A 23093-nucleotide genomic window follows, 5' to 3' on the forward strand; every position below is an offset into this window, starting at 1 on the left:
TGTCAAACATAACAACTGTTATTGCAACAACTTGAGACACCATTTTAATGTAACCTGGTTATACTTCCTAGCAATATACCCATCTAGTTTGTCAGTGGCTGATGCGAGTAAAAAAACAATGGCAGCATAATAAATCCCCTCTGGCCAATCAGGATATTTTGTAAAAAGTACAATAAAGATAATATTCTGGCGATAGTTATTCTATTTGCAAGATTCATAATTCCCTCCTTCAAGAATATAATCTTCATTGGAATTTTTTAAAACGATATCAAAGTTTCGATGGAAAGGATGCATAAATAAATCATACTGAATTCTACGTTCATCATGAGATTTTCTTAAATAATTAATATCTGTTCCTCTTTCAGAGACATCACGAAGACTCCTTCGCATCAATTCAGTCTCTCCATCCGTATATAAGTAAACTTTCAGATCAAACAAATTCGGGTCTGTAAAAGCAACGCTCATGCCTTCTACAATGTTCACTCTGTTATGTGAAGATATCAAAGTACTCTTTAAATAATTCGTTTCTATTGTATAAAAATCTAAACCCTCTCTCATCATTCGAATGTCTCTCTCTAAAGCTAATATATTATGGGCAGCAGGATGACAAGCTGTCATTTTATCATGATGATGTTCATTCTTATATTCATAGTCGATAATAGTGTACTTTCTAAGATGTGAACCGATTATATAAGGGTCAGTATTAATATAATTCACATCCTCATGTCCCAGAAGCTTTAAAAGATTATCGGCAAAGGTTGTCTTTCCAGATGCACCATGACCCGAAATCCCAATGGTCACTCTTTTATCCTCAGCACTAATCAAATTGGCTATTTCATGTAATACCTTATCCATAGTTTCCTCCATCTTGTCGTTGTATATGTTTTATCCGTTCATCTCCTAAATACTTCCTTTTTTTGACCATCCTTGACGAACTCCACACCAAAGTAATTGGTATTACCACTTGCACCAAATTCAACAATCTTAGCATCAGGCTTACTTTCAAATTGAATGTTATACTTAATGTTAGACCTTGGTAGCAAGGTAATCTCCTGAGGCTGAACCTCTATAAATGACCAGATCCCTTGAGAATTACCATACTCACGAAAGATTGGACGAATCTTTATGGTTTCATTTTGTCCGCCATAATTGATAAGCCTGATTGTACATTGAATCTTCACTATATCCTCTTGAGTACCGTACATACAGTCCGAATCTTTTTCCAGAAAATCAACTACTTTAACTCCTTCTTTGTTCACATTCACAAGATAATACAATTGCTCAGTGAGAATTGGATACAAATAAATAAAAATAATGCAAAAAAGAATAACGCTTCTGCCTACATATTTTTTATAATGCTGCTTAAAGTACATTATAGTTAAATTCCCACTGACAATTAACATAACAATCCCGAATATTACTGAGTAATGTAAACCATGGTTTGTAGCAGCTTCGCTCCAAGGTGGGATTCCAATGGTTCTAAAGAGGTAATCCCCAACCATAGTCCCCTGATGTGTGATTCCCACAAATATTAAAGAAAACAGCAAAAATAAAATATATAGCCATCCTTTAATTCCGGTCATTTCATCCCTCCTAAGCAACAACATTTCTTAATGAGCAAGTCTCCAAATCTAGTCTTTTTATGCCCAATGATGCAAATAATCTTGGCATTAGAGAAAATATCCAAAGCTAAAAAGGCACGAACCCAATCATTTTGATTGGCTATCGTACCATATTTATTGTTATGCCCAAAATGTCGGTCAAGATCACTTAATTATCCCTTTAAACCTCGCTTGTCATTATATTATTAAGTTTTTTAATAATTCTCAGGTGGAGCAATAAGTCTCGTATCTGGTCTAAAATACTTGATATAGTTATGGTGAATTTCCGTTTCTTTAAATCCAAGGCTTTCATATAAGGCTTTCGCAAAATTCCCTTTCACTACTTCAAGTATGACCTTTTCTTCACCTCTGCTAATGATTTCATTAACAAGAAATTTCACAAAAGATCTTCCATAACCTCGTGATTGATGTTCTATCGAAATAGCAACAATACTTATTTTATTTCCTGCTATTTTTCCTATAGCTACTATAGTGCCATCAACTGTCATTACAAACATATTATCTTTATTTTTCGCAAACTGTTCCCGTTCCCATTCCACAGGTGTATAAAAAAACGAAGGATACATGCCTATACGCTGACGCATATGATAAAATGCTAATTCGCAAACTCTGTCCCATTCTAAGTAATCATTCTCCTCATAATTTCTAACAAGGATATCCGCTGGAGGAAAGGGGTCGCCTATTCGTTCCATAATATATGAGGTAAAGTATTTGCGATAATTATTTCTTTCCAAGACGGTGATTAATTCAACATCGCCAGAAAGAACATTAAATACTGTATGCTCTACTGTTTCATTATGTATAAGCATTTTTTCATATTCTTCTATTAGCTTTGAGCCGATATCCACTGCGTCATACTCATTACTAACAAATAGGGTCGCTTGTGGTTTTCTTCCGAACCCATTAAATGAAAGAAAGCCTAAGAGTGTATCCTTATTGAGGGCAACCAAAATATTATTTTTATTGGTCTCTTCATCCTGACAAAAAATCTTCAATAGATCATTATTGTGAAGTAACAATCGTTCAATTTGCGCCTTATCTCTTAGCGGAATATATTTGTGTATTAAAAAAGGGGGCATCTTGCTCCTCCATTCTAGAGACTTGTTATACCAAAAATAATCTTAAACGCGTTATAACTTTTCTTGCTTTTTTTAAAACCTTGCTTTAAGTCTAGGATCACTACAGTTTTGCCAATCCAAATCCTGATATATAGCGAACGGAACCTTACCGGTTTCACAATTCCCTTTTCTTCAAATTCACTTCCATCCTCTAACTCTGTTTCGGTTCTAATAAGCCATGTATTTCCTAGACCAAATTCAATATATTTCATATATCTAGCACACTTTCCTCCCAAGAGATTAGATGAGCCCATTCATACTATCATACTAATTAGGATTAATCTGGTAAAGAACAATTATCGTTAAACTACCTTCTCGGATAAAAGAACAGGCTGCCAAATAATGCCGGCAGCCTGTTCTGATTGTGTTATGATTTTATTTCCCTCTGATAAAACTCATATAACTGATCAATCGATGAACTTGAAAAGATAGGCGTGGCTTGTTCAATTTTCTCACGTTTCCAATCGAACCAACGCATTTCCTTTAACTTTTCGATTTCATGATCTGCGAATCGTTTTCTGATCTTTTTAGCAGGGTTGCCGCCTACTATTGTATATGGCGGAACATCTTTTACAACAACCGATCCTGCCGCAACAATAGCACCCTCACCTATTTTCACACCTGGCATAATCATTGCATTCATCCCTATCCAGGCATCACTTTCTATGATCGTATCCCCTTTGGGTTCGTAAGAGCTTTCAATCTGATCTACAAAAGGATACACGGTAATCCAATCAGGATGATGATTGTGATTTCCACCCATTAAAATAATTACACCACTTGCAATACAAACATAATTTCCTATAATCAATTTATCTAAATGCCAACCAAAATCTTCGATCGGGTTAAATAACTTTCTTGACGTTTCGTCTCCCCAAAGATATCTGACGCACCCGTCTTCAAAATGATGACTATCGTAATAACCAGAGTAGTACGAGTAATCCCCTACCTCAATCATTGGGTTGGTGACAATATCCTTTAAAAACTTCGTTTCTGACCAATGGTTAAATTGATGTTTTTTCATTTTCTTTTCCTCGCTTCTAAGTAATTTAAATCATTTATACTTAGAAGCTTGATACAGTAGCGACATTCTTAAACCGTTTCAAACGACGAACCATCGTCCTCATCCTTTTCCTAATGAATGGGGACATTGTAACAAAAGAATGATTAGTTCGTCAAATTCGATTATGAATCTTTTGTTATACGGTTAGCTTTAACATGTTTCAGCTGGGCAACAATAATGACACTAATGATTACCAGAAGGAACCACGAACTGATCTTACTGAAGCTAACTAGTTGCCAAGTATGGTTCTGATCGGGATATTTCCATGCATTAAAAAATGTTGCTATATTTTCGGCTAACCAGATAAAAAATCCCACTATAAAAAAAGCTAACGTCAAGGGCATACGATAGGTTACAGTCCGTACCCGATATATGATCCGTGTTCTCCAAAAGACAACGACCACAAGGGCTGTCAGCCACCAACGAAAATCAGGAATGAAATGATGTGTGAAAAAGTTTAAATAGATGGCTCCACCTAATAATCCCGCAGGAATAAGCCCTGGCCAACCGGTCATGTCCATCTTCAGTCTACGCCATATCTGACACATAAAGCTTGCGACACTCGCATACATAAATCCGCTATAGAGCGGCACACCAAGGAATTTCGTAATGCCAGGCTCAGGATAAGCCCATGAACCCATCCTTATCTTATAAATTTCCAGCAACAAACCAATAACGTGAAATACACAAATGACTTTAATTTCATCTAGTGTCTCTAATCCAGTACGGTACATAAGGTACTGCACTGTAAGCAGTATAATAAGAATGGCATCATATCGATAGATGAAAGGCAGCTCTATTGCACTAGAAAGAGCTAATGTCCCAAAAATCGCAACAGGAAATATGCAGCTCATCGCCTGATGATAGCCAAAATGCAGTAGTTGTATTATTGGTTCCAATGATTTAGGTCGATTTTTCATTTAATCCACAATTTTCTCGTCACTTTTGTATTCTAATAGATCACCAGGCTGACATTCCAAAGCCTTACAAATTGCCTCTAAAGTTGATAATCGCACCGCTTTTGCTTTTCCATTTTTCAATATAGAAAGGTTAGCCATTGTTATTCCAACTCTCTCCGAAAGCTCAGTAACACTCATTTTTCTTTTAGCCAGCATCACGTCGATATTAATTATAATCGCCATTGTTTTCACCTCAGACAGTTAAGTCATTTTCTGATTTTATATCAATAGCTTCTTTTAAAAGCTTTTGTAGAACTGCAGCAAAAACGGCAATCACCATGGAGGCAAAAATGATAATCAAGCCGATGACAATAATCCCTGGAGCATCATCTTTCTCCGCCATGAGGTAAAAGAGTGGCATACCAACTACATACAAGCCACTGATGGTGATTGCACAATATTTTATTTTCTTTAAAACCTGTACAGACATTTCCGAAAAAGCATTGTTCTTGTCAATATAGCCTAACAGTTTAAACGCTTGATATAGTGCAAAGTAAAAAGGTATCGCCGAGGCATACAAATCAATGGCAATGAGATATTTCAATAAACTATAATCTGGATACAGTTCTGCAGCGAAACTAGCTATCCCCGGCACCACAAATATGCACAAAGCAAGCACCGGGATTCCAATAAGAATAACCGCTCCCCTTAAAAACAGCGTTGATCCTCTTTCCATAAAAACACACCTCACAGATTTATTGTGAATTGAACTTATCACATAATTTATCGTTTTACAATATATTTCAATCGAAAAGCAGTGATTATTATCTGTTTTGCATTTTTGACGAAAAGTCCGAGCTAATTGACTATTAGAAGTCATTAGCTCGGCCTTGGTACCTTTTCATATCTCTTTATCTCTATTTTTCTATTCTAAAAATAATTCTAAAACTGATGACCGAGATCGATAAAATTCAAATCCATGTTAGCTTCATCTTCAGCCTGGTTTGCAGCCTCTGTTGATACTGCTTTTCCTTCGTATTCAAGGTTACCGCTTGTCAAATTGAATACATATAGACGATTACCTTTGAAATTCTTATAACCCACAATATAGAGATAGTCTTGTTTAAAATCATAGGTAATATTTTCACTTAAATCTATATTTGTAATCTTCAGAGTAGTCTCATATTCTTTAGTCACGAGATCGTAAGAAATAACAGTGAATCCTATATTTTCCTTACTCGATACAGTTTTTTGCAGGAAATAAATTTTCTGTCCATAGGCATTCATAATATTATTCAATAACATTTCATGCCCTTGGAACGCGAGCGCCGAGATTTGTCCTGTTGCAACATCTACTTGATATGCCTTTTTATGATTATCTTTACTAACCGTTAAAATCCATTGATCTGGTTCACTTGGATCATTTCGCGTCACCGCTCTCTGGAGCTGACTTCCGCTCTGATGTATATTTCGTCTTCACGATATCTACCAGTTCTTCAACCGGAATTTGGATGTTCTGAATGGAAACAATAAATGCATCCACTGCACTTTCTATTAATTCAGAGCGAATCGAGCTAAGTATTTGCTGATCCTGTGTAATTCGACTCGGGGAATTTCCTTCTGTTACAATCAAGCCTTGTTCCTCCATTTCCTTATACGCCTTCTGCGCGGTGTTCGGATTAATCTTCATGACTGCTGCCAGTTCACGCCGTGAAGGGATTTTGTCTCCCGCTCCAATCTGCCCTGTAGCTATCTGTTCCTTGAAGCGACGAACAACCTGAATATATACTGGTTCACGAATATTAAAGCTGACGCCTGGTTTCTGTTCTTCTGTCATACAACCAACTCCATATGCTAAGTGTGTGTACTAAGTGGTTCATACATCTTATACATGTACTATACGAGTAATACACTTTTGTGTCAATCGTTTGGTTTTGGGCACAGGCTTCTAGGGATTTTTTTGGGATCATTGTATTTTGTGCAACAGAAGTTATTTAAATCGAGCTGAATTGGAGTTCTGTTGTATTCTGTACAATCAATCCTAGGAATAATGCCCTTTAATCGCATAATTCTGTAGTTTGATTGCACAAAGTGCAGTAGATGATATTTTAGAAGCTGATAGGGTGATTTCTATTGTACAATCTGCAATGGGAACGTAATGTTCAAGATCCTGATCAATAGTTGACTCGGTCCTTACAATCTGAATCCGTACACTTTTCTTGGAAGTATCCACATGTTTGGTAAAATGTATAATTTTCTTCCACAAAAAAAGCTGCCCCTCGGCAGCCTTTGCGTAAAATATAAGTATTTATTAATTTCACGCTATACATTATCCTTGAACTCGTTCTCTTTCACCTAAATCCAACGTAGCCGCAATTGAAGTACGAATTTCGTTTAGAAGCTCTGGATTCTCTAATAGTGACAGGCCATAAGAAGGAATCATTTCTTTAATCTTCGGTTCCCACTCTTTTATATGTTGAGGGAAACATTTGTTAAGTACTTCAAGCATCACGTGAACAGCCGTAGAAGCACCTGGAGAAGCACCTAGTAATGCTGCAATCGAACCATCTGCGGCGCTAATTACCTCTGTACCAAATTGAAGGATACCTTTGCCGTCTTCTGTATCTTTGATTACCTGCACACGTTGGCCTGCTACGACTATATCCCAATCTTCGGTTTTGGCATTCGGAACAAACTCTCGTAATTCCTCCATGCGCTTTTCTTTGGATAACAACACTTGCTCGATCAGGTATTTGGTCAAAGACATGTTCTTTGCACCTGCCGACAACATCGTTAGGAGATTATCCGGTTTTACGGAAGTGATCAAATCAAACATTGAACCGGTTTTTAAAAATTTTGGTGAGAAGCCAGCAAACGGTCCAAATAGCAACGATTTTTTGTTGTCAATAAATCTGGTGTCAAGATGCGGAACAGACATTGGAGGCGCTCCAACCTTAGCTTTACCGTATACTTTTGCATGATGCTGCGCTATAACATCTGGTTTATTACACACCATAAATATTCCGCTAATCGGGAATCCTCCAATATGTTTCCCTTCAGGAATTCCAGACTTTTGAAGTATATGCAGGCTTCCACCCCCGCCACCGACAAAGACAAATTTTGCAGTATGTTGTTCAATGGTACCGCTGTCGTTCTTCACTCTCAAGTCCCATGACCCATTGCTAGTACGTTTGATTCCATCCACACTATGTTTATAATGGAGATCTACATTCTTACTCTTCAAGTGATCAAATAATATGCGCGTTAAAGCACCAAAGTTAACATCTGTGCCAGTGTCGATTTTTGTTGCTGCTATAGGTTCATTCGATGGACGATTTTGTATAATAAGCGGTATCCATTCCATTAGTTTGCTAGAGTCATCGGAAAATTCCATTCCTTGAAACAAAGGATTTTTTGACAGCGCTTCAAATCTTCTCTTCAAATAAGCTACATTGCTCTCCCCTAGTACCAAACTCATATGGGGCAATGGCATGATAAAGTCCTGCGGATTATGTATCAGCTTACGATTTACCAAATAAGACCAAAATTGCATTGAAAGCTGAAACTGTTCATTAATTTGGATGGCTTTACTAATATCTACAGTTCCGTCGGATTTTTCGACAGTGTAGTTAAGCTCGCAGAGCGCCGCATGTCCAGTTCCTGCATTATTCCATTCATTAGAGCTTTCCTCACCTGCATTTTCGAGCTTTTCAAACACTTTAATCTTCCAATCCGGCACTAATTCTTTTAAAAGTGTTCCTAAAGTCGCACTCATGATTCCAGCACCAATTAAAATGACGTCTGTTTCAGTTGCACTTTTGCCCATTATTACCATCCTTATCCCCTGAATTTTGCAGAAAGGATGTGGGCGCTCCTTCTTAGGCGTCACACCTTTTCTGTCTCAATTATACCCTTATCCGAGTGTATTACAATTATTTATAAATTTAATTATCTACTATTATATGAAAAAAATAAGTTATTTAAAAGCTTGCAAAAAAGAGAGAAATAAGTCCTCCAGGTTAAGGAACTTAAGTGACAGCCATAAACCCGCTTCTTACAAGGATTAATAACATTTAAGCATTATTAATAAAATAAATGAACATGCTGCCCGGAGCAGCAAGATCAACTATGGCGCATAAGAAGCTTTTACGCATTAACATGAGCAAGGCAGCGAATACGCTAACGAAACAAGCAATGAGCATATAAAAGGTGGTGAATAATCCACCAGAAAGAAACATCAATACATATAATATGACAAAAAAGAACACAATGGTCTGCACAATGTAAATTACCAAATATTTTGCTTTTTTTAACCTATACAATCTTTAGATTATTCCACTAAAGGGAATTGATCAAATCCATCTCCCTCTGTAAGTCACAGTCTTCTTCTTAGTGTTTAACCCAATATGGAAAGTCCCTAAACACGAAAAAGCTGTCTCATTTGTAGATAAATCTACTCTTGGAACAGCTTTTGCTATACTAACGATTTATTTAGCTCTCTGTGATGAACTGTAAATATCCTTCACCAGCTTCAGCGCTTTTATCCCCTCAGTACCGTCCAGCCAAAACTTTCGTCCACTAAAAATATGGTCATAGAAGTCCTCAATCAGTCTCTTATGCCCTGTCCCCCAATATGATTTACCTTCTGTAGCCCTGAATATAGGCTCGCAAACCAAGCTTTCCTTCCCATCTTTCCAAAGATACAAGTAGTCTCTACGAAGGTTAAGTGTCCCCTCTTCAAAGACTAACTCCAACTCCACCGGAGAGTTCTCAAGATAGGTATTCGTACCATAAAACAGCCCGCGAACATTATTCTCGAAGTCGATACAAGCATGGGCAGTATCTTCTACTTCAATGACGCCATCAAGCACATCCGTGGTAATACTGCCTTTCACGGATTTAATCTCACCCCCATACCACTGAAGTAAATCCAAGGTATGAATGGTCTGATTAATTAGAACACCTCCACCTTCCGTGGACCATCGTCCTCTCCAGTTACTATCTTTGTAATAACTTTCGTTTCGGTGCCAGGTTACAATCCCCTTCATACAAAGTAGTTTCCCTAATGCACCAGAATCAATCGTCTTCTTCATATAAATGGAAGCATCATTATAACGGTTCTGGAATACCACACCAAGCTGGCCGGTGCTCTCTTGCGCCTCTTCTAGCATACGCTTTGCTGAAGAAAGGTCGGCGGCGATTGGCTTTTCTGTTAACACATGTTTCCCTGCACGTAATAGCTCTACAGCCATTTCTGCATGAAGATAATGAGGTGTACAGAGATGTACAACATTAATACGATTATCATTTAGTATTTCCATATAATCGTCAGTGGCATGGCAGGCGTATTCTATTCCCGCTCGCGTAGCTTTATCAGCATCAATATCTACAACTGTAAGTAGGTTTACATCTTTTATAACTGATATTGCTTTAGCATGGAGAGGAGATATCGCCCCGCAGCCAATAATCGCTACTCCAAGTTTGTTCATTTTTACCACCTCCATTAAGTATTCCATTCACTATTTAAGTTGATTAGGGGTTAGATTCATCGCTTGGGCTTGAGCCCTCAAACATAGTTCAGCAGCTTTGAAGACATGTGCTTGAGTCATAGCCAGCTCCGTCCGGTTCAGACAATCGAGGATAAGTTCACCAAAGAACGGAAATCCAACTTTTCCAGCTACATGCTCGTAATGCTCCCCTTCCCCGTTCACCCAGTACACATGATCCGGTGTATTTGAACGCCCGATATCGCTGTATTTGCGCAGTTCAATGTACCCTTCAGTTCCCATGATCATTGTACGTCCATCTCCCCAGGTTCCGAGCCCGTCTGGCGTAAACCAATCTACTCGGAAGTATTGGGTTGCCCCATTGTCTCCAACAAGGTTCGCATCACCGAAGTCCTCCAATTCAGGGTAAGACGAATGATTATAATTAGCTACCTTACTGTGAACAACTGAAGCATCCTGACAATCTGTATAATACAAAAATTGTTCTATTTGATGGCTGCCGATATCGCACAGGATTCCACCATATTTCTCCCGCTCGAAGAACCATTCCGGACGACTAGAAGCATTTAAACGATGCGGTCCTAAGCCAATGACTTGAAGAACACGGCCAATAGCCCCCTGACGGATCAACCGTCCCGCATAGATTGCGCTTTCAACATGAAGGCGTTCACTAAAGTAAGCCATGTACTTCTGATTGGTTGCTGCGACCATAGCTCTAGCGGATTCCAGCTGTTCAAGTGTTGTAAAAGGTGTTTTATCCGTAAAATAATCCTTCCCGTGAGCCATTACCTTATTTCCTAAAGGTCCTCTTTCCGAAGGAACAGCAGCAGCCGCAATTAAGCGAACCTCAGGGTCCTCCAAAACCTCATTCATAGACTCAGCAGCCCTTGCTCCCGGATATTTGGCTATGAAAGCTCTAACCTTCTCCTCATCCGGGTCATATACCCATTTCAGCTCTGCCCCTGCCTCAACGAGTCCATTACACATCCCGTAAATATGACCGTGATCTAGTGCGATAGCTGCGATTATGAATTCACCTGGCTTCACTACTGGTTTAGCTTCATACGTAGGGGCATAGTTCATTCCATCTTTTCTATCCATAAGAATCCTCCTAATGGCTTCTAATCGATTCTATTATAGGTTAAGCAGATAGCGCAGACTAATCTCCAAGCTCTCAAAAGGATTACGACGGCAAACATCCTGCTCCACTACATACCATTCAACGCCTGTTTCACGGCAAACAGTAATGATCTCACCGTAGTTCATGTTTCCTTCACCAATCTCAGCAAAGACTTGCTGTCTGTCTATAATCGCCATATCCTTTAAATGCACCACCTGCATTCTGCCTTCAACTTTTCGTATCCATTCCACCGGACTCGCGCCACCTGCCTGAACCCAAAATAAATCAAGTATGAAACCAACTGTAGGATCAGTCTCATTGAGGAGCACTTCCATTCCAGTAATACCGTCAAAACGTTCAAATTCAAAATCATGATTATGATAAACAAATTGCAGATCATGTTGTTCTTTTAGTTTTATTGCAATTTCAGATATCAATTTCGCAAATTTCCGGTAGCTTTCAAGCCCCGTACGAAATTCTTCTGGTAAACTTCCAAGTCCAATGTATTTGCACTTCCACAACCTATGCTCAGCGGCTAGAGCTTCCAGATCATTCACTAACCGATCCCAGGACACATGGGTCGCACATATTGCCAGTCCTGCTTCATCTGCATATTCTTTAACAAGCTTCGGATCAATCGGTCCGATGGATGAAATCTGAATGGCTTCATAACCCATTGCAGATACCTTTTGAAAAGTTGATCTTAAATCCTCCGCGGTTTGAGTAAAATCACGTAACGTGTACATTTGAGCCGCAATCGTCGAACGTTTCATAGGATTTAACCTCTCTCTTTCGATTTAATGAGTTCCTTTAACATTCAATGTTATAGTTTCTGAAGCTTCCTTTTGGAAAGTCGAGTTTTTTACTCTTTCCATCAGCTTTTCGTAGAATAAATCCGAATCCAGCGGAAGCTCCACCCAATTGTCCGTCCAAGCCGATAAATACATTGCATTTGAAAGGGTTAGTCCCTTAATCCCTTCCTCCCCGGGAGCAAGTAATGCCTCATCATGCAAAATGGCATTCGTAAAGTTCCTTAGGATTCCTTTATGCTGCTCCTCTCCACCATCTTGTACGGGTATCTCACATTTCCAACACTCTGGACTACCGAATCCTCCCGTGAACTCTGCGTTGAACTGAGGTTCGGGTGTACGTAAACGCCAAAAAGTTAGCTTCCCATCTTCCACTACGATTTTTCCGTTGTCACCATTAATTTCAAAACGATTGGTCCCCGGCGCCTCTCCAGTTGTAGTAATAAACAGACCCGTAGCTCCATTCTCATACTCCACATAAGCGGTTACATCATCTTCGACCTCAATATTGCGATATTTTCCAAAGTGGCAAAATGCCCTTATCCGTTTCGGCATCATCCCTGTCGTCCACTGCCATAAATCTAGTTGATGAGGATCTTGATTAAGCAATACCCCACCACCTTCACCCGCCCATGTAGCCCGCCAGCCACCAGAGTTGTAATAATTCTGCGATCTATACCAGTCGGTAATAATCCAATTCGTCCGGCGAATCTCACCTAATTCACCAGACTGAATAAGATCTCTCAGCTTCTGATATAAAGGATTAGTACGCTGATTGTACATGATTCCAAATTTGCGGTCAGACTGTGCTGCAGCATCATTCATCTGTTGAACAGCTTTCGTATAAACACCTGCAGGCTTCTCCACTAGTACATGATAACCATGTTGAAAAGCTTCAATTGCAAGTGCAGGGTGATCATAATGCGGAGTACAGATTAATACAGCATCCATGTTACGTGACTCGAATAATTCCTTTGGCGTAGAATATTTCCTAACGTTCTCAGGTAATTGCTCTTCAGCCCATTTCAAACGTTCTTCTCTTATATCACATACAGCTGTAAGCTCAGCTCCCTTAATCTCACTCAGCAGACTTTGCGCATGTGCGCTTCCCATATTCCCAATGCCGATAATCCCATAACGAACTATACTCATCTCTGGTCACTTCCTTATTAGTGGTTATGCTTAGAGGATATACTTAATTTATGGACATGAACATGATTGAAATTAAGGTTTATTTGTATTTAAGTAAGATGTTTTAGTTAAATAAAACCGTTATAATGAGAATATACTTGCGTTAAAGGAGTTAGATGATGAACAACCCAGGTAATTTGTCAGGGCGTCTCCTACAGAATCTTAAGGTTACTGTGACCCATGCCCAACTTAGTAATAGAACTCCCGGATGGAACCGAACACTGGAAACCCCCGCTTTTAATCGGCTGTATTATATAGACGGGGGTAAGGGGAAAGTGATTATAAACGGAATTAATTATTATCCGAAGCCAGGTCAGCTAATGATCATGCCTGCGGGGAGCACACAAACTACTGAAACTTCTGTTAATGATCCATATATCCGTTATTACTGTCACTTTGATGCTGACATTGGGGAGTGGCCCTTATTCCATGCGGAAAAAAAATTATACATCTGCGATTCGCCTAATCCAGATTCAATAAGGGCAATCTTCGTGGAAATGATCGAACAATTTCAAAAGGACGATGTCTTATCTATCCTTCGAACTCAGGCTTGTCTGCTTAATCTCATTGCCACTTGTCTTGAATCGAGCGGCAATAGTCACGCAGACTTTATGACTCAATTCATACACACCGGTGACCAAGGCAAGCTAGCTCATGTGCTCCATTACATCGATAAATGTCTGAATAAGCCCATAGAGATTGATGAATTAGCAGAACTTGTCCACCTGCACCCGAACTATTTCATTCCTTATTTCAAAAGATTCATGGGGGTGACTCCTATGCACTATGTTCAACTGAAACGCATGGAGCACGCTAAAAGACAGCTTTCTTACACGGATTTCAGTATTTCAGATATTGCGGAGCAAGTAGGCATGGAATTGGCTCATTTCTCTAAATATTTCAAAAAGACCATGGGTCTTTCCCCATCAGCTTATCGGAATAGTACGAAGTAATTTAATTAGAGATGTACCTCTGAATGGGATGAACTATAATGGAAAGAACGACCAATCAAAAGGAACTTTAATTACATTCGGGACTTTTAGAGAGGGATTACTATGATTGTGGATACATTACGAGTGTTCGTTACTGTAGCTGAGCAAAGCCATTTCTCTAAAGCAGGAGAATTGCTGAATCTATCTCAACCCGGTGTCAGTCTACATATCCGGAATCTTGAGAATGAACTAGGCGCAAAGCTTCTACATCGATCGTCTAAGCAAGTAAGATTAACCGAAGCGGGTACAATTCTTTATAAACATGCCAAACAAATATTGGCCCACTTTGAAGAAGCTAATCAGGAAATACAGATGCTTCAGGATGAAGTCACAGGCAGTATACATATTGGTGCGAGCTTTACGATTGGAGAGTATATATTACCCTCAAGACTTGCGGAATTTGCAAATCAATACCCACAAGTCAAGCTTCAGGTGACGATCGGTAATACTGAAGAAATTATTGGTGGTGTAAGATCCAATGAATTGGATATTGGTTTTATCGAAGGACAAGCCCATGAGAATGATCTGATCGTCACGCCTTATATGAAGGACGAGATGATTATCGTCTCCCCTGCCAACCACCCTTTATCAAAAATAGTCTCTGTGGAGCAAAGTATGCTGCAAAATCAAGTTTGGGTGCTGCGAGAGCTTGGCTCTGGAACGCGTGCTTTTAGTGAGCATTACATTCAAGAAGAAGAGATTTCTGTTAAAAGGTCCTATGTCTTCAACAGTAGTCAGGGAGTTAAGGAAGCAGTCGCCTCCGGTTTGGGAATCGCTATGCTCTCCAGATGGATTGTGCGTAAAGAATTAGCAAGTGGCGAAATCTGCGAGCTACCCATCAGACATCATCATCTAGAAAGACAATTCTCTATCATCCGCCATAAAGAAAGCTCCTCCTCCATGGCCACCAATGTCTTTATACAAAAACTACTTGTCTCTAGAAAAGACAAGTAGTCAGGCTGCCGAGAAAGTCTCGGCAGCTATTTTTGTATATTCAATATTTTCAATGGAATTTTTAGATAGAAATTACTTCTGCCTACCAAGATGCGGGTTCCGGGGCAATTACAGGTTTTGTCCAAGATGGTGCAAGAGGTATTGTAACTTCAGGTACAGGGGCTGGCGGCGTAACTAAAGCTATGGGAGAAGCTGTACGAAAGCTATTAGGGAAAACGGAATTATCTTCGTGTCCACCACGCGTACGGGTTCCGGTTCCAACTATGCTTCAAGTGACGGCATAATTGCCGGAGATAATCTGAACGCAGTTCATGCCCGAATTCTACTAGAACTGGCACTGTCATTCAGCAGTAATTTCAACACTATTAAAGGCTGGTTTGACACGTATGACTTAGGCCAAGTCACCATAGCTGACAAATAAGAACAAACTACTGTTCACACACCAAAAAACGATTCATGCCATAAATAGCATGAATCGTTTTTTCACTAAATTTTGCTTAACTCATGTTCAACCAAATGTCCATCTTCCAGATGCAGCACTCGATCACACCATTCGAGCATTCGTTCATCATGAGTGACCATTACGGCAGCTTTACCCTCATTCTTTACTTCGTCAGCAATCATTTGCACGACTTCTCTACCTCGTTTAAAATCCAAACTTGCTGTTGGTTCATCCGCAAACAAAATTGCGGGTTTATTCATCCACGCTCTTGCGATGGCTACACGTTGCTTCTCCCCGCCAGATAGCTGCTCAGGATAATGATTCCGACGTTTCCAGATATCCAGACGTTTCATCAAATCAGTTGCCCGTTCCTTCGCTTCTTTAGAACTCATCTTTCCTTGTTTAGCAACATAGAGAAGCTGCTCTTCTACCTTCAAGTAGGGCAATAGCTGTGCACTTTGGAACATAAAGCCTATCTTCTCTAATCGTAGCTCGGTCAGCTCACTTTTACTTTTATCTGTAAGAGATTCTCCGTCTATGAAAATCTCACCACTAGTTGGCGTAAGAAGCGCACCAGCTGCTGAAAGAAAGGTACTCTTCCCTGTTCCCGAAGGTCCAAGGACAGCCACAAATTCTCCTTCATTAACTATAAGATTCAAATTATTCAGAACAGATACCGTTGTATCGCCGTCTCCGTAGGTCTTGGTCACTTGCTTCATCAATAATTTCGCACTCATGCTCCAGCCCTCCCAATTGCTTCTAATGCATCTACTTTAGCCACTTTAGCGACAGAAATAAGTGATCCTAAAAGAGACATCCCAACGAACAAACCGCTGGTTAATAGAATCGTAGAAGGTTCCAGTTGGAATGGCATAGTGTCTGGTAATACCTGATTCATTCCAAAGGTTAGTAACAAGCTAATGCTAAGACTTGCAATGGCCAATATCATAACCTGCCCTACTACGCTCCAAGCCAAGTAAGACATTTTTGTACCCATGGCTTTCAGTATGCCAAACTGGCTTGTTTTCTGAATTGTAATGACATAGAAGAATACAGCCAGAACAAACCCAGCGATTACGAACAAGAAGGCAATCATCATAAGCAGTGAACCTTGTTCTGACGAATAACCCGGAATATTAGAGATCGCTTCTTTTTGCGTAATAACTTCCACATTTTTCGTATTCGCAGAGATCTTATCCACTTGCCCAGCGTTTGCATTAAGCGCAATTACATTAAAAGGCACTCCTGATGTAGCCTTGCTACCTTGATTAACGCCCTGTCTCATTCCCTGCCAATCTTTATTGTTAATATAGACTACTGGGGTATGACTGTATGAGCTATTTTCAACATAACCTGTTACCTTAAATTCCATTCCAGTTGCCTGATCTTGGATCGTACTACCAATCTTAATGCCCGATTGCTCCAAGTCACGATCAACGATGACACTTCCCTGCGTGTCATTCGTAATCTTGTCACCTTCAACCACTTTTGGAGCAAGCAAACCGTCCATATCTACTGCAAAAAAAGTTACGTCTGCTTTGGTATCCGCATCTTTCGTAGTCACTGTACTCATTTGTAGAGCGAGTGAGGAGGCATTATTGTCTCCTATTACTGCTCGTACACTATTAAGCTCTGTATCCGTTAACTGAGAACGTCTAAACGTCTGATCCGCATCCTTCTGCACCACGTAATAGTTTGCCGGCATATTCTCTATTGCTGAGATGTTAGCATACGCTAACCCCCTGGCCAGTCCCGTTACGAAAAGTACAAGAAAGGAAACCAATAACATGATCACCATTATTAACAGGTATCTGGCTTTAGAATGTCGCATTTCCCTTAAGGCTAGAAACATATTACCACTCCTTCTAATCTGTATAGTCACAGTTTAGAAGATGAAAATGAACGGAGTATGAATAACGAGTTACAAAAGCGGAAGAGTTACGGTAAAGGTGGTACCTTTGCCAATAGCACTGGATACTTCTATGGTTCCGTTATGTGTCTCTACAATTTTTTGAGTAATCGCTAGTCCAAGACCGCTGCTATGTGTTTCTCGTGTACGTGCGCGGTCGACTTTATAAAAACGATCAAAGATGAGTGGTAATTCCTCAGGAGGAATACCTTCCCCAGTATCCGAAAAGGTTACTACACAGTTCCCCTCATCAAGCTTGGCGGAAATCATAATAGATCCCTCAGCAGGTGTGTATTTGATAGCATTAGTAATGAGGTTCATCCACACCTGATACAATAGATTGGAATCGCCATGTACGCTGATATCAGCAAGATTCAGCCTTACAGCCAGTTGCTTCTCCGTTAATCTCCACTCCATGATTTGCACGACCTGCCGTAGCTGTGCTCGCAAATCTATGGATTTCTTCTGCAAGGAATTCGGATCATAGTCAAGGGAAGATAAGGTTAGTAGCTGCTTACTAAGCATCGACAGTCGATGACTTTCTTGGTCAATAATATTGAGGTACTGTATCCGTTCATCCTCTGGTAATGTAGGATCTTTAAGGGTTTGGGCAAATCCTTGAATAGAAGTTAATGGCGACTCGATTTCATGCGATACATTTGCAACAAACTCTTGACGCGCACGATTGGTCCGTTCCAGCTCACGACTCATAATCATAAAGTGTGAGGCTAACTGGCCAATCTCATCTTGGCGCCAAGTATTTAGTTTAATATCATACCTACCTTTTGAAATCCGCTTAGTCGCCGTTGTCAAACGTGTAATGGGTTTAACCACATGCAGTACGCTGATCATGACGAATCCAAGACTGAACAACACGGTAAATCCGATGATAACAGCAAAAAACACGCGCAGTTCACCAAACTGAACCTCTGCATCCGGACGCATGAATAACGCAAAAGTCTCATTATTGACTTCAATAGGCACACCAATCGTATTACTTAATTGGTTATCAAAAAATCCTGTTATAAATGCACTATCAGGAAACTCCGCTACGCCATGATACACTTGCCCATTCAGGACCTTCTCTAGCTGTTGCTGATCCAAGTCCTCTTTCCGAAAGGGTTTGCCATAGAATCGGGATTGACCTTCTGCATCGGTTAAATAGATCTTATAACCTAGTATAGCTACACTTCGCAGATAATCCTCCATAGAATCTGGGTGAGATTCTGCAAACTGCTGAATTTCTATGGCCATCCCCGTAAGCTTGGTATCGTTCTTCGATTTAATCTGAGCTTGATAATAAATATTAGACACCAAAAAGCCAAGAAGGCTGCTCACAACAATGGCCGAACAAAAAAGAATACACATCCTTACATATAAGGACTTCACGAGTTCACCATCTCCAGTTTATATCCGATTCCCCGTACCGTCCGAATCACAAAGTCATTCTGATAATCCATAAATCGCTGACGCAATCGCTTGATATGTACATCCACCGTTCGTTCATCGCCTTCATAATCCATTCCCCATAATAGTTCAATTAACTCACTGCGTGAATATAATCTACCTGGATATTGTGCCAGTTGCGAAAGAAGTTCAAATTCCTTTACCGGTAACAGCAGTACTTCATCACCATCAGTGATCTCATAATTTTTACGATCGATAACGAGTGAATTTAAACGAATCCGATCATCCGAAGCGATGGAATAACGCCGAAATAAAGCTTTGATCCGAAACAACAATTCTTCCGGCTCAAAAGGTTTCGTTACATAATCATCTGTTCCGCGCAAATAGCCTTGTTCTTTATCACTTAGCTGTTGCCGGGCTGTTAACAAAATGATCGGTATATCATACGTTTCTCTTATATGCTGGCATAGCTCTAATCCATCCACATGTGGCATCATCACATCCACAACGGCTAAATCCGCAATGCTTTCTTTCAGTTTATGTATCGCGTCCCGGCCATCACTGGCCTCCATGACTTGATAACCTTCTCTGGTCAATACATGCTTTAATAATGTACGAATATTATTATCGTCATCTGCTACTAAAATTTTTTTCATCATTTACACTCCCTGAATAACGGATGAACCCATAGTATCAACTTTAAAGGGTTAGAACAACTAAAGAACCGAAAGAGACCATTTTGGGCATTCGTACATATACTACTCTAATAATAACGAACGAAACAGGAGGTAATAAGAACTATGTATTGGACACCTTTATCTCAGAACAGATCTGATTTCAAACCTATATGGGAAACCTCTCTTCCACAAGCATTAAATTTAATTAAAGAAGCTGTGCAAGGTGAAAGAAATGATGAGCTTTTCTATGATGAAATTATCAAACTAGCCCCAACCTCCGAGCAAGCTTCCATTATCACCTCAATACGAGATGACGAACGGGGTCACAACTTCATGTTCCGGGGGATGTTCAAAGAAATTACAGGGCAAGATATCACTGGGATTAGCAGCGAGCAATATCAACGGATCAGTTCCTATGAAGAAGGATTAGAAAAAGCACTCCAAGGTGAACTTGCTGCAGTCGAAAAGTATCGCAAAATATGGTTTGGTCTGCCTGTTGGAATATATCGCGATACTGTATATGGGATTATATTAGATGAATTAAAACATGCCAGTAAATACAATTATTTACTTACTTTAGATCGAACCACTATATAGTAGAATTAGTCAGGATCATTATTTAAATCTGAAGGAAAGTGATTATGCTTTTCTTCAGAGAGGTAACAGGCCGTCCCATTAGTCTCTCCAAATCTTTTGAAGTAGAGGCTGTATCTATCTTCGCGAGAAAAGAATAAATCCAGTGCTGAATGCTTGAATCCTGCCGATGAACAATTCTTGTTCCCGATAGCTCAGATAATACCTCCGCAAGTTCGCTGAAATCCCAAGCGTGTGGTGCGGATAATTCATAAATCTGATTAAGATGACCTGTAGTTGTAAGCACGACCGCCGTAGCTAAAGCGAGATCCTTTCGTGTCACCGAATTAAATAACCAGTTCCCAGGATAGGTGATTAACTCACCGCTTTGGATCGCCTCTTTCAGACCTAATACATCTACAAAATCCATATACAAAGCGTTGCGTAGAAAGGTATAGTCTATACCTGATTTAAGAATCATCTGCTCTGTAAGTAAGTGAACATGATTAGCTGGAATTTGTCCTTTAGGTGGAAATGCAAAGCTTGTATACAGTAAATGCTTCACCCCTGCCTTTAATGCTGCATGAACAACCTCGGAATGTTGATTTAATCTGACGTTATCATCGGGATGTGAACTAGAGATGAATAATAGCTCTGCTACACCTGAAAAAGCTTGAATTAGGGTATCAGGCTGATCATAATCGCCAAAGCGAATCTCAACCCCTTTTTCCAAAAGATCTTTTGCTTTCTCCGGATCACGAACACATGCGATAATTTCACCTGCCGGCACAAACTGAAGAAGATTGTCTATAATCAGACTTCCTAATTGACCAGTAGCCCCAGTAACCATAATTGACATACCACTCCAACCTTTCTGTTCCTTGTTTTCGAGACCGCAACATTATTTATAGCTAGCCATTGCTAAGCTTTTCTAATAAAACGATGAGTTGCTGAAGCTCTTGTTCATCCAGGCCCTGCATACGTTCAGCGACCGCTTGACGATTTCCGGGAAGATGTTCTAGAAGTAATCGCTGTCCTTCACCCGTGATCGAAATAATGCTTTTTCTACCATCCTTAGTATGGTTCGAGCGGGTAATCCAACCATCTTTCTCTAGGGGTATCAGCAACAGACTAATATTAGCTTTGGTAACACCGATATTGTGAGCCAGTGTAGAAGGTAAAATCGTTCCGCCCTGTTTAGTTATTTCTACCAAGATACGAACTCTTGCGCCATTTAATCCTTTAGACAGCCAATATTTATCAGAGACAGAAACTAAGCTTGCAGTAGTATCAACTAAAGTGAAAAATGCCTGAGTATGTAAAGGCTGATTCAATACGAACGGTTGTAAATGATCCATCTTAGATTTTTCAACTCCATTTTAGTTAAGTACTTAACTATTTTAAACCATACTACAAGCTTTACTAATTGTCAAAAAAAAGAAACTGCCTCAACTCGCAGAAAAATTCTACGGATTCGGGCAGCCTCATATCATTAAAGACTTCTTTTAGATTAACACCGTCTTTGTAGACACGGCTTCTTCACTGTATTGTTTAGTCCCTTCTAACACCACTTCAAGCTTAATGATCTCCGAACGGCTGGCTAAACGGATTGGAGGTCCCCAGGTCCCATAACCAGAGGAAACAACGACATGCAATTTATCCTTGCGGAGGTAGCCCCAGTCCAGTTCGAACAACCGCTTGGTGATCCAGTGATTAGGAGCAATCTGTCCACGGTGCGTATGACCTGAGAGCAGAATATCTACTCCTTCCTGGGCAGCGACATCAAATCCGGTAGGCTGATGATCCATCATGATCACAGGACGCGTCAGATCGAGGCCATTCAATAAGGAGTTTACGCTCAATCTACCACCGGCTTCCATCGTCTCGGCAGTCTTATCTTTTCGACCTACAATATACGTTCCCGCCACTTCTTCAACCTCATCCTGTAGAACTTTAATGCCTATGCTACTCATTAAATCGGTATATTCTTTAATCGAACCACCGTAATATTCGTGATTGCCCAGTACCGCGTAGACACCATGGCGTGCTTTTAGCTGCTTCAGCTGTTCACTCATACTATTGCGAATAAAAGGCTCAATACTATCGTCAAGTACATCCCCAGCCAGCAAAATCACATCAGGCTTCATAGCGTTCATTTGTGCAACCATTTTCTTGAGATGCCGATTGCCGACGATATTTCCTAAATGCAGATCGGATGCAACCGCGATGGTAAGTGGCGTACTAGTTCCGATGGATTTATCAATGGGAATAGGATGTGTACGGACTACTGTACTCCAAGCGTTGATCGAACCCCAGACTAGAAAAACAACCAGTAATATTAGCAATGTACCACCCGCTTCTGAGATGTAGTGCGTTCGATCGACACCCATCCATCCCAGCAATACATACAACAGATCAGCTAATGGCAACATAATAATAGCGAATTCCATACAAGCTAGATAATACGACCCAATCACTTTAAAGAATCTGGCTAACGGCTTCACTATTGTAGGCCACGGTATCATTCCAACGACATACGCAAAGGCAACAAGCAGGAATAATGTCCAGAACAGAACAGCGGAAGCACCTGAGAACCATTCATGGACAAGCAGCCAACCGTGATACCCAATGTAAAAATTAACAAGGCCCAGAATAAGCAGCATAGCAAACCCTGACGCTAACATTCGTAATGTTTTCAACGTTCCACTCCCCTTTACCATACTAACTCTATACGTCTTATCTCAAATCATAACACAAACCGTTAACCCAGTATAAATTACGGTGCTGTCTTCGGAAAACGGATCAAATAA

General features: G+C 40.1%; 29 protein-coding genes. 4 read left to right on the forward strand and 25 right to left on the reverse strand.

Going from position 1 to position 23093, the window contains the following annotated elements; all coding sequences use genetic code 11:
* Positions 1 to 18: 18 nt before the first annotated feature.
* The 18 genes from L1028_RS31520 to L1028_RS18465 all read right to left on the reverse strand — a co-directional run bounded on the left by L1028_RS31520 (position 19) and on the right by L1028_RS18465 (position 13290).
* The gene (locus L1028_RS31520) at positions 19 to 183 is read right to left on the reverse strand and encodes a CDP-alcohol phosphatidyltransferase family protein (protein WP_341482566.1); all 165 of its coding nucleotides are present in this window, start codon (positions 181 to 183) and stop codon (positions 19 to 21) included.
* Between the two features lie 18 nt (positions 184 to 201).
* On the reverse strand, positions 202 to 855 hold the full coding sequence (locus L1028_RS18385) for a uridine kinase family protein (RefSeq protein WP_234536785.1): 654 nt from the start codon (positions 853 to 855) through the stop codon (positions 202 to 204).
* A gap of 38 nt (positions 856 to 893) precedes the next feature.
* Positions 894 to 1583, reverse strand: a complete 690-nt coding sequence (locus L1028_RS18390; protein WP_234536788.1) for a hypothetical protein — start codon at positions 1581 to 1583, stop codon at positions 894 to 896.
* 233 nt (positions 1584 to 1816) lie between these two features.
* Entirely contained in the window at positions 1817 to 2701 is an 885-nt protein-coding gene (locus L1028_RS18395) for a GNAT family N-acetyltransferase (protein WP_234536812.1), read from the reverse strand.
* A gap of 14 nt (positions 2702 to 2715) precedes the next feature.
* Entirely contained in the window at positions 2716 to 2952 is a 237-nt protein-coding gene (locus L1028_RS18400; protein ID WP_234536815.1) for a DUF3977 family protein, read from the reverse strand.
* Positions 2953 to 3107: 155 nt separating this feature from the next.
* Positions 3108 to 3764 carry a CatB-related O-acetyltransferase gene (locus L1028_RS18405; RefSeq protein ID WP_234536818.1) on the reverse strand — a complete coding sequence of 219 codons (657 nt, stop codon included), beginning with the start codon at positions 3762 to 3764 and terminating at the stop codon, positions 3108 to 3110.
* 161 nt (positions 3765 to 3925) lie between these two features.
* Positions 3926 to 4702, reverse strand: coding sequence for a DUF817 domain-containing protein (locus tag L1028_RS18410; protein WP_234536821.1), 777 nt, complete (start codon positions 4700 to 4702; stop codon positions 3926 to 3928).
* A gap of 21 nt (positions 4703 to 4723) precedes the next feature.
* Positions 4724 to 4945, reverse strand: coding sequence for a helix-turn-helix domain-containing protein (locus tag L1028_RS18415; protein WP_234536824.1), 222 nt, complete (start codon positions 4943 to 4945; stop codon positions 4724 to 4726).
* A gap of 10 nt (positions 4946 to 4955) precedes the next feature.
* Complete coding sequence (locus L1028_RS18420) at positions 4956 to 5438, reverse strand: DUF2975 domain-containing protein (protein ID WP_234536845.1); 483 nt, start codon at positions 5436 to 5438, stop codon at positions 4956 to 4958.
* Between the two features lie 206 nt (positions 5439 to 5644).
* Positions 5645 to 6136, reverse strand: a complete 492-nt coding sequence (locus L1028_RS18425) for a hypothetical protein (protein WP_234536847.1) — start codon at positions 6134 to 6136, stop codon at positions 5645 to 5647.
* On the reverse strand, positions 6123 to 6539 hold the full coding sequence (locus L1028_RS18430) for a GntR family transcriptional regulator (RefSeq protein WP_234536869.1): 417 nt from the start codon (positions 6537 to 6539) through the stop codon (positions 6123 to 6125). Before L1028_RS18430 ends, L1028_RS18425 begins: the two co-directional genes overlap by 14 nt.
* A gap of 204 nt (positions 6540 to 6743) precedes the next feature.
* The gene (locus L1028_RS18435) at positions 6744 to 6968 is read right to left on the reverse strand and encodes a hypothetical protein (protein WP_234536873.1); all 225 of its coding nucleotides are present in this window, start codon (positions 6966 to 6968) and stop codon (positions 6744 to 6746) included.
* Positions 6969 to 7031: 63 nt separating this feature from the next.
* The gene (locus L1028_RS18440) at positions 7032 to 8528 is read right to left on the reverse strand and encodes a malate:quinone oxidoreductase (RefSeq protein ID WP_234536876.1); all 1497 of its coding nucleotides are present in this window, start codon (positions 8526 to 8528) and stop codon (positions 7032 to 7034) included.
* Between the two features lie 247 nt (positions 8529 to 8775).
* Positions 8776 to 8982 (reverse strand): hypothetical protein, encoded by a 207-nt coding sequence (locus L1028_RS18445; protein ID WP_234536880.1) that lies wholly within the window; start codon positions 8980 to 8982, stop codon positions 8776 to 8778.
* Positions 8983 to 9189: 207 nt separating this feature from the next.
* On the reverse strand, positions 9190 to 10191 hold the full coding sequence (locus L1028_RS18450; RefSeq protein ID WP_234536885.1) for a Gfo/Idh/MocA family protein: 1002 nt from the start codon (positions 10189 to 10191) through the stop codon (positions 9190 to 9192).
* A gap of 30 nt (positions 10192 to 10221) precedes the next feature.
* The gene (locus tag L1028_RS18455; RefSeq protein WP_234536890.1) at positions 10222 to 11310 is read right to left on the reverse strand and encodes a Gfo/Idh/MocA family protein; all 1089 of its coding nucleotides are present in this window, start codon (positions 11308 to 11310) and stop codon (positions 10222 to 10224) included.
* A 33-nt stretch (positions 11311 to 11343) separates the two neighbouring features.
* Positions 11344 to 12102, reverse strand: a complete 759-nt coding sequence (locus L1028_RS18460; RefSeq protein WP_234536893.1) for a sugar phosphate isomerase/epimerase family protein — start codon at positions 12100 to 12102, stop codon at positions 11344 to 11346.
* Between the two features lie 24 nt (positions 12103 to 12126).
* Positions 12127 to 13290, reverse strand: a complete 1164-nt coding sequence (locus L1028_RS18465; protein WP_234536896.1) for a Gfo/Idh/MocA family protein — start codon at positions 13288 to 13290, stop codon at positions 12127 to 12129.
* 155 nt (positions 13291 to 13445) lie between these two features.
* On the opposite strand from L1028_RS18465, the gene L1028_RS18470 reads away from it, so the two are divergent.
* From L1028_RS18470 to L1028_RS18480, 3 genes are all read left to right on the forward strand, one after another.
* Positions 13446 to 14282 (forward strand): helix-turn-helix domain-containing protein, encoded by an 837-nt coding sequence (locus L1028_RS18470; RefSeq protein WP_341482564.1) that lies wholly within the window; start codon positions 13446 to 13448, stop codon positions 14280 to 14282.
* 102 nt (positions 14283 to 14384) lie between these two features.
* Positions 14385 to 15275 carry a LysR family transcriptional regulator gene (locus tag L1028_RS18475; RefSeq protein WP_234536900.1) on the forward strand — a complete coding sequence of 297 codons (891 nt, stop codon included), beginning with the start codon at positions 14385 to 14387 and terminating at the stop codon, positions 15273 to 15275.
* Positions 15276 to 15504: 229 nt separating this feature from the next.
* Positions 15505 to 15696, forward strand: a complete 192-nt coding sequence (locus L1028_RS18480) for a hypothetical protein (protein WP_234536903.1) — start codon at positions 15505 to 15507, stop codon at positions 15694 to 15696.
* A 65-nt stretch (positions 15697 to 15761) separates the two neighbouring features.
* On the opposite strand, the gene L1028_RS18485 is transcribed toward L1028_RS18480, so the two are convergent.
* The 4 genes from L1028_RS18485 to L1028_RS18500 all read right to left on the reverse strand — a co-directional run bounded on the left by L1028_RS18485 (position 15762) and on the right by L1028_RS18500 (position 19689).
* Complete coding sequence (locus L1028_RS18485) at positions 15762 to 16454, reverse strand: ABC transporter ATP-binding protein (RefSeq protein WP_234536906.1); 693 nt, start codon at positions 16452 to 16454, stop codon at positions 15762 to 15764.
* The gene (locus tag L1028_RS18490; RefSeq protein ID WP_234536908.1) at positions 16451 to 17548 is read right to left on the reverse strand and encodes an ABC transporter permease; all 1098 of its coding nucleotides are present in this window, start codon (positions 17546 to 17548) and stop codon (positions 16451 to 16453) included. Before L1028_RS18490 ends, L1028_RS18485 begins: the two co-directional genes overlap by 4 nt.
* Positions 17549 to 17638: 90 nt before the next feature.
* Positions 17639 to 18994 (reverse strand): sensor histidine kinase, encoded by a 1356-nt coding sequence (locus tag L1028_RS18495; RefSeq protein ID WP_234536911.1) that lies wholly within the window; start codon positions 18992 to 18994, stop codon positions 17639 to 17641.
* A 17-nt stretch (positions 18995 to 19011) separates the two neighbouring features.
* Entirely contained in the window at positions 19012 to 19689 is a 678-nt protein-coding gene (locus tag L1028_RS18500) for a response regulator transcription factor (protein ID WP_234537200.1), read from the reverse strand.
* Between the two features lie 144 nt (positions 19690 to 19833).
* Between L1028_RS18500 and L1028_RS18505 the strand changes: the two genes are divergently transcribed.
* Positions 19834 to 20307: a ferritin-like domain-containing protein gene (locus L1028_RS18505; protein ID WP_234536914.1), complete on the forward strand. Its 474-nt coding sequence runs from the start codon at positions 19834 to 19836 to the stop codon at positions 20305 to 20307.
* Positions 20308 to 20329: 22 nt separating this feature from the next.
* Here the strand turns inward: L1028_RS18505 and L1028_RS18510 are convergent, their stop codons facing one another.
* The 3 genes from L1028_RS18510 to L1028_RS18520 all read right to left on the reverse strand — a co-directional run bounded on the left by L1028_RS18510 (position 20330) and on the right by L1028_RS18520 (position 22982).
* Positions 20330 to 21142, reverse strand: coding sequence for an SDR family oxidoreductase (locus tag L1028_RS18510; RefSeq protein WP_234536917.1), 813 nt, complete (start codon positions 21140 to 21142; stop codon positions 20330 to 20332).
* Positions 21143 to 21194: 52 nt separating this feature from the next.
* A complete protein-coding gene (locus L1028_RS18515; protein WP_234536920.1) occupies positions 21195 to 21641 on the reverse strand; it encodes a MarR family winged helix-turn-helix transcriptional regulator in 447 nt (148 codons plus the stop codon).
* 147 nt (positions 21642 to 21788) lie between these two features.
* The gene (locus L1028_RS18520) at positions 21789 to 22982 is read right to left on the reverse strand and encodes a metallophosphoesterase (RefSeq protein ID WP_234536922.1); all 1194 of its coding nucleotides are present in this window, start codon (positions 22980 to 22982) and stop codon (positions 21789 to 21791) included.
* Positions 22983 to 23093 lie beyond the last annotated feature (111 nt).

The sequence above is a fragment of the Paenibacillus pseudetheri genome, from assembly GCF_924513355.1.
GTDB lineage: Bacteria > Bacillota > Bacilli > Paenibacillales > Paenibacillaceae > Paenibacillus_AQ > Paenibacillus_AQ pseudetheri.

Bases quoted from the DNA above. Each gene is read 5' to 3' on its own strand.
- L1028_RS18395 (WP_234536812.1), bottom strand. From the start codon at position 2,701: ATGCCCCCTTTTTTAATACACAAATATATTCCGCTAAGAGATAAGGCG.
- L1028_RS18510 (WP_234536917.1), bottom strand. From the start codon at position 21,142: ATGTCAATTATGGTTACTGGGGCTACTGGTCAATTAGGAAGTCTGATT.
- L1028_RS18460 (WP_234536893.1), bottom strand. From the start codon at position 12,102: ATGAAACGTTCGACGATTGCGGCTCAAATGTACACGTTACGTGATTTT.
- L1028_RS18475 (WP_234536900.1), top strand. From the start codon at position 14,385: ATGATTGTGGATACATTACGAGTGTTCGTTACTGTAGCTGAGCAAAGC.
- L1028_RS18455 (WP_234536890.1), bottom strand. From the start codon at position 11,310: ATGGATAGAAAAGATGGAATGAACTATGCCCCTACGTATGAAGCTAAA.
- L1028_RS18440 (WP_234536876.1), bottom strand. From the start codon at position 8,528: ATGGGCAAAAGTGCAACTGAAACAGACGTCATTTTAATTGGTGCTGGA.
- L1028_RS18505 (WP_234536914.1), top strand. From the start codon at position 19,834: ATGTATTGGACACCTTTATCTCAGAACAGATCTGATTTCAAACCTATA.
- L1028_RS18420 (WP_234536845.1), bottom strand. From the start codon at position 5,438: ATGGAAAGAGGATCAACGCTGTTTTTAAGGGGAGCGGTTATTCTTATT.
- L1028_RS18485 (WP_234536906.1), bottom strand. From the start codon at position 16,454: ATGAGTGCGAAATTATTGATGAAGCAAGTGACCAAGACCTACGGAGAC.
- L1028_RS18495 (WP_234536911.1), bottom strand. From the start codon at position 18,994: ATGTGTATTCTTTTTTGTTCGGCCATTGTTGTGAGCAGCCTTCTTGGC.
- L1028_RS18385 (WP_234536785.1), bottom strand. From the start codon at position 855: ATGGATAAGGTATTACATGAAATAGCCAATTTGATTAGTGCTGAGGAT.
- L1028_RS18500 (WP_234537200.1), bottom strand. From the start codon at position 19,689: ATGAAAAAAATTTTAGTAGCAGATGACGATAATAATATTCGTACATTA.
- L1028_RS18415 (WP_234536824.1), bottom strand. From the start codon at position 4,945: ATGGCGATTATAATTAATATCGACGTGATGCTGGCTAAAAGAAAAATG.
- L1028_RS18490 (WP_234536908.1), bottom strand. From the start codon at position 17,548: ATGCGACATTCTAAAGCCAGATACCTGTTAATAATGGTGATCATGTTA.
- L1028_RS18450 (WP_234536885.1), bottom strand. From the start codon at position 10,191: ATGAACAAACTTGGAGTAGCGATTATTGGCTGCGGGGCGATATCTCCT.
- L1028_RS18430 (WP_234536869.1), bottom strand. From the start codon at position 6,539: ATGACAGAAGAACAGAAACCAGGCGTCAGCTTTAATATTCGTGAACCA.
- L1028_RS18465 (WP_234536896.1), bottom strand. From the start codon at position 13,290: ATGAGTATAGTTCGTTATGGGATTATCGGCATTGGGAATATGGGAAGC.
- L1028_RS18390 (WP_234536788.1), bottom strand. From the start codon at position 1,583: ATGACCGGAATTAAAGGATGGCTATATATTTTATTTTTGCTGTTTTCT.
- L1028_RS18515 (WP_234536920.1), bottom strand. From the start codon at position 21,641: ATGGATCATTTACAACCGTTCGTATTGAATCAGCCTTTACATACTCAG.
- L1028_RS18405 (WP_234536818.1), bottom strand. From the start codon at position 3,764: ATGAAAAAACATCAATTTAACCATTGGTCAGAAACGAAGTTTTTAAAG.
- L1028_RS18400 (WP_234536815.1), bottom strand. From the start codon at position 2,952: ATGAAATATATTGAATTTGGTCTAGGAAATACATGGCTTATTAGAACC.
- L1028_RS18470 (WP_341482564.1), top strand. From the start codon at position 13,446: ATGATGAACAACCCAGGTAATTTGTCAGGGCGTCTCCTACAGAATCTT.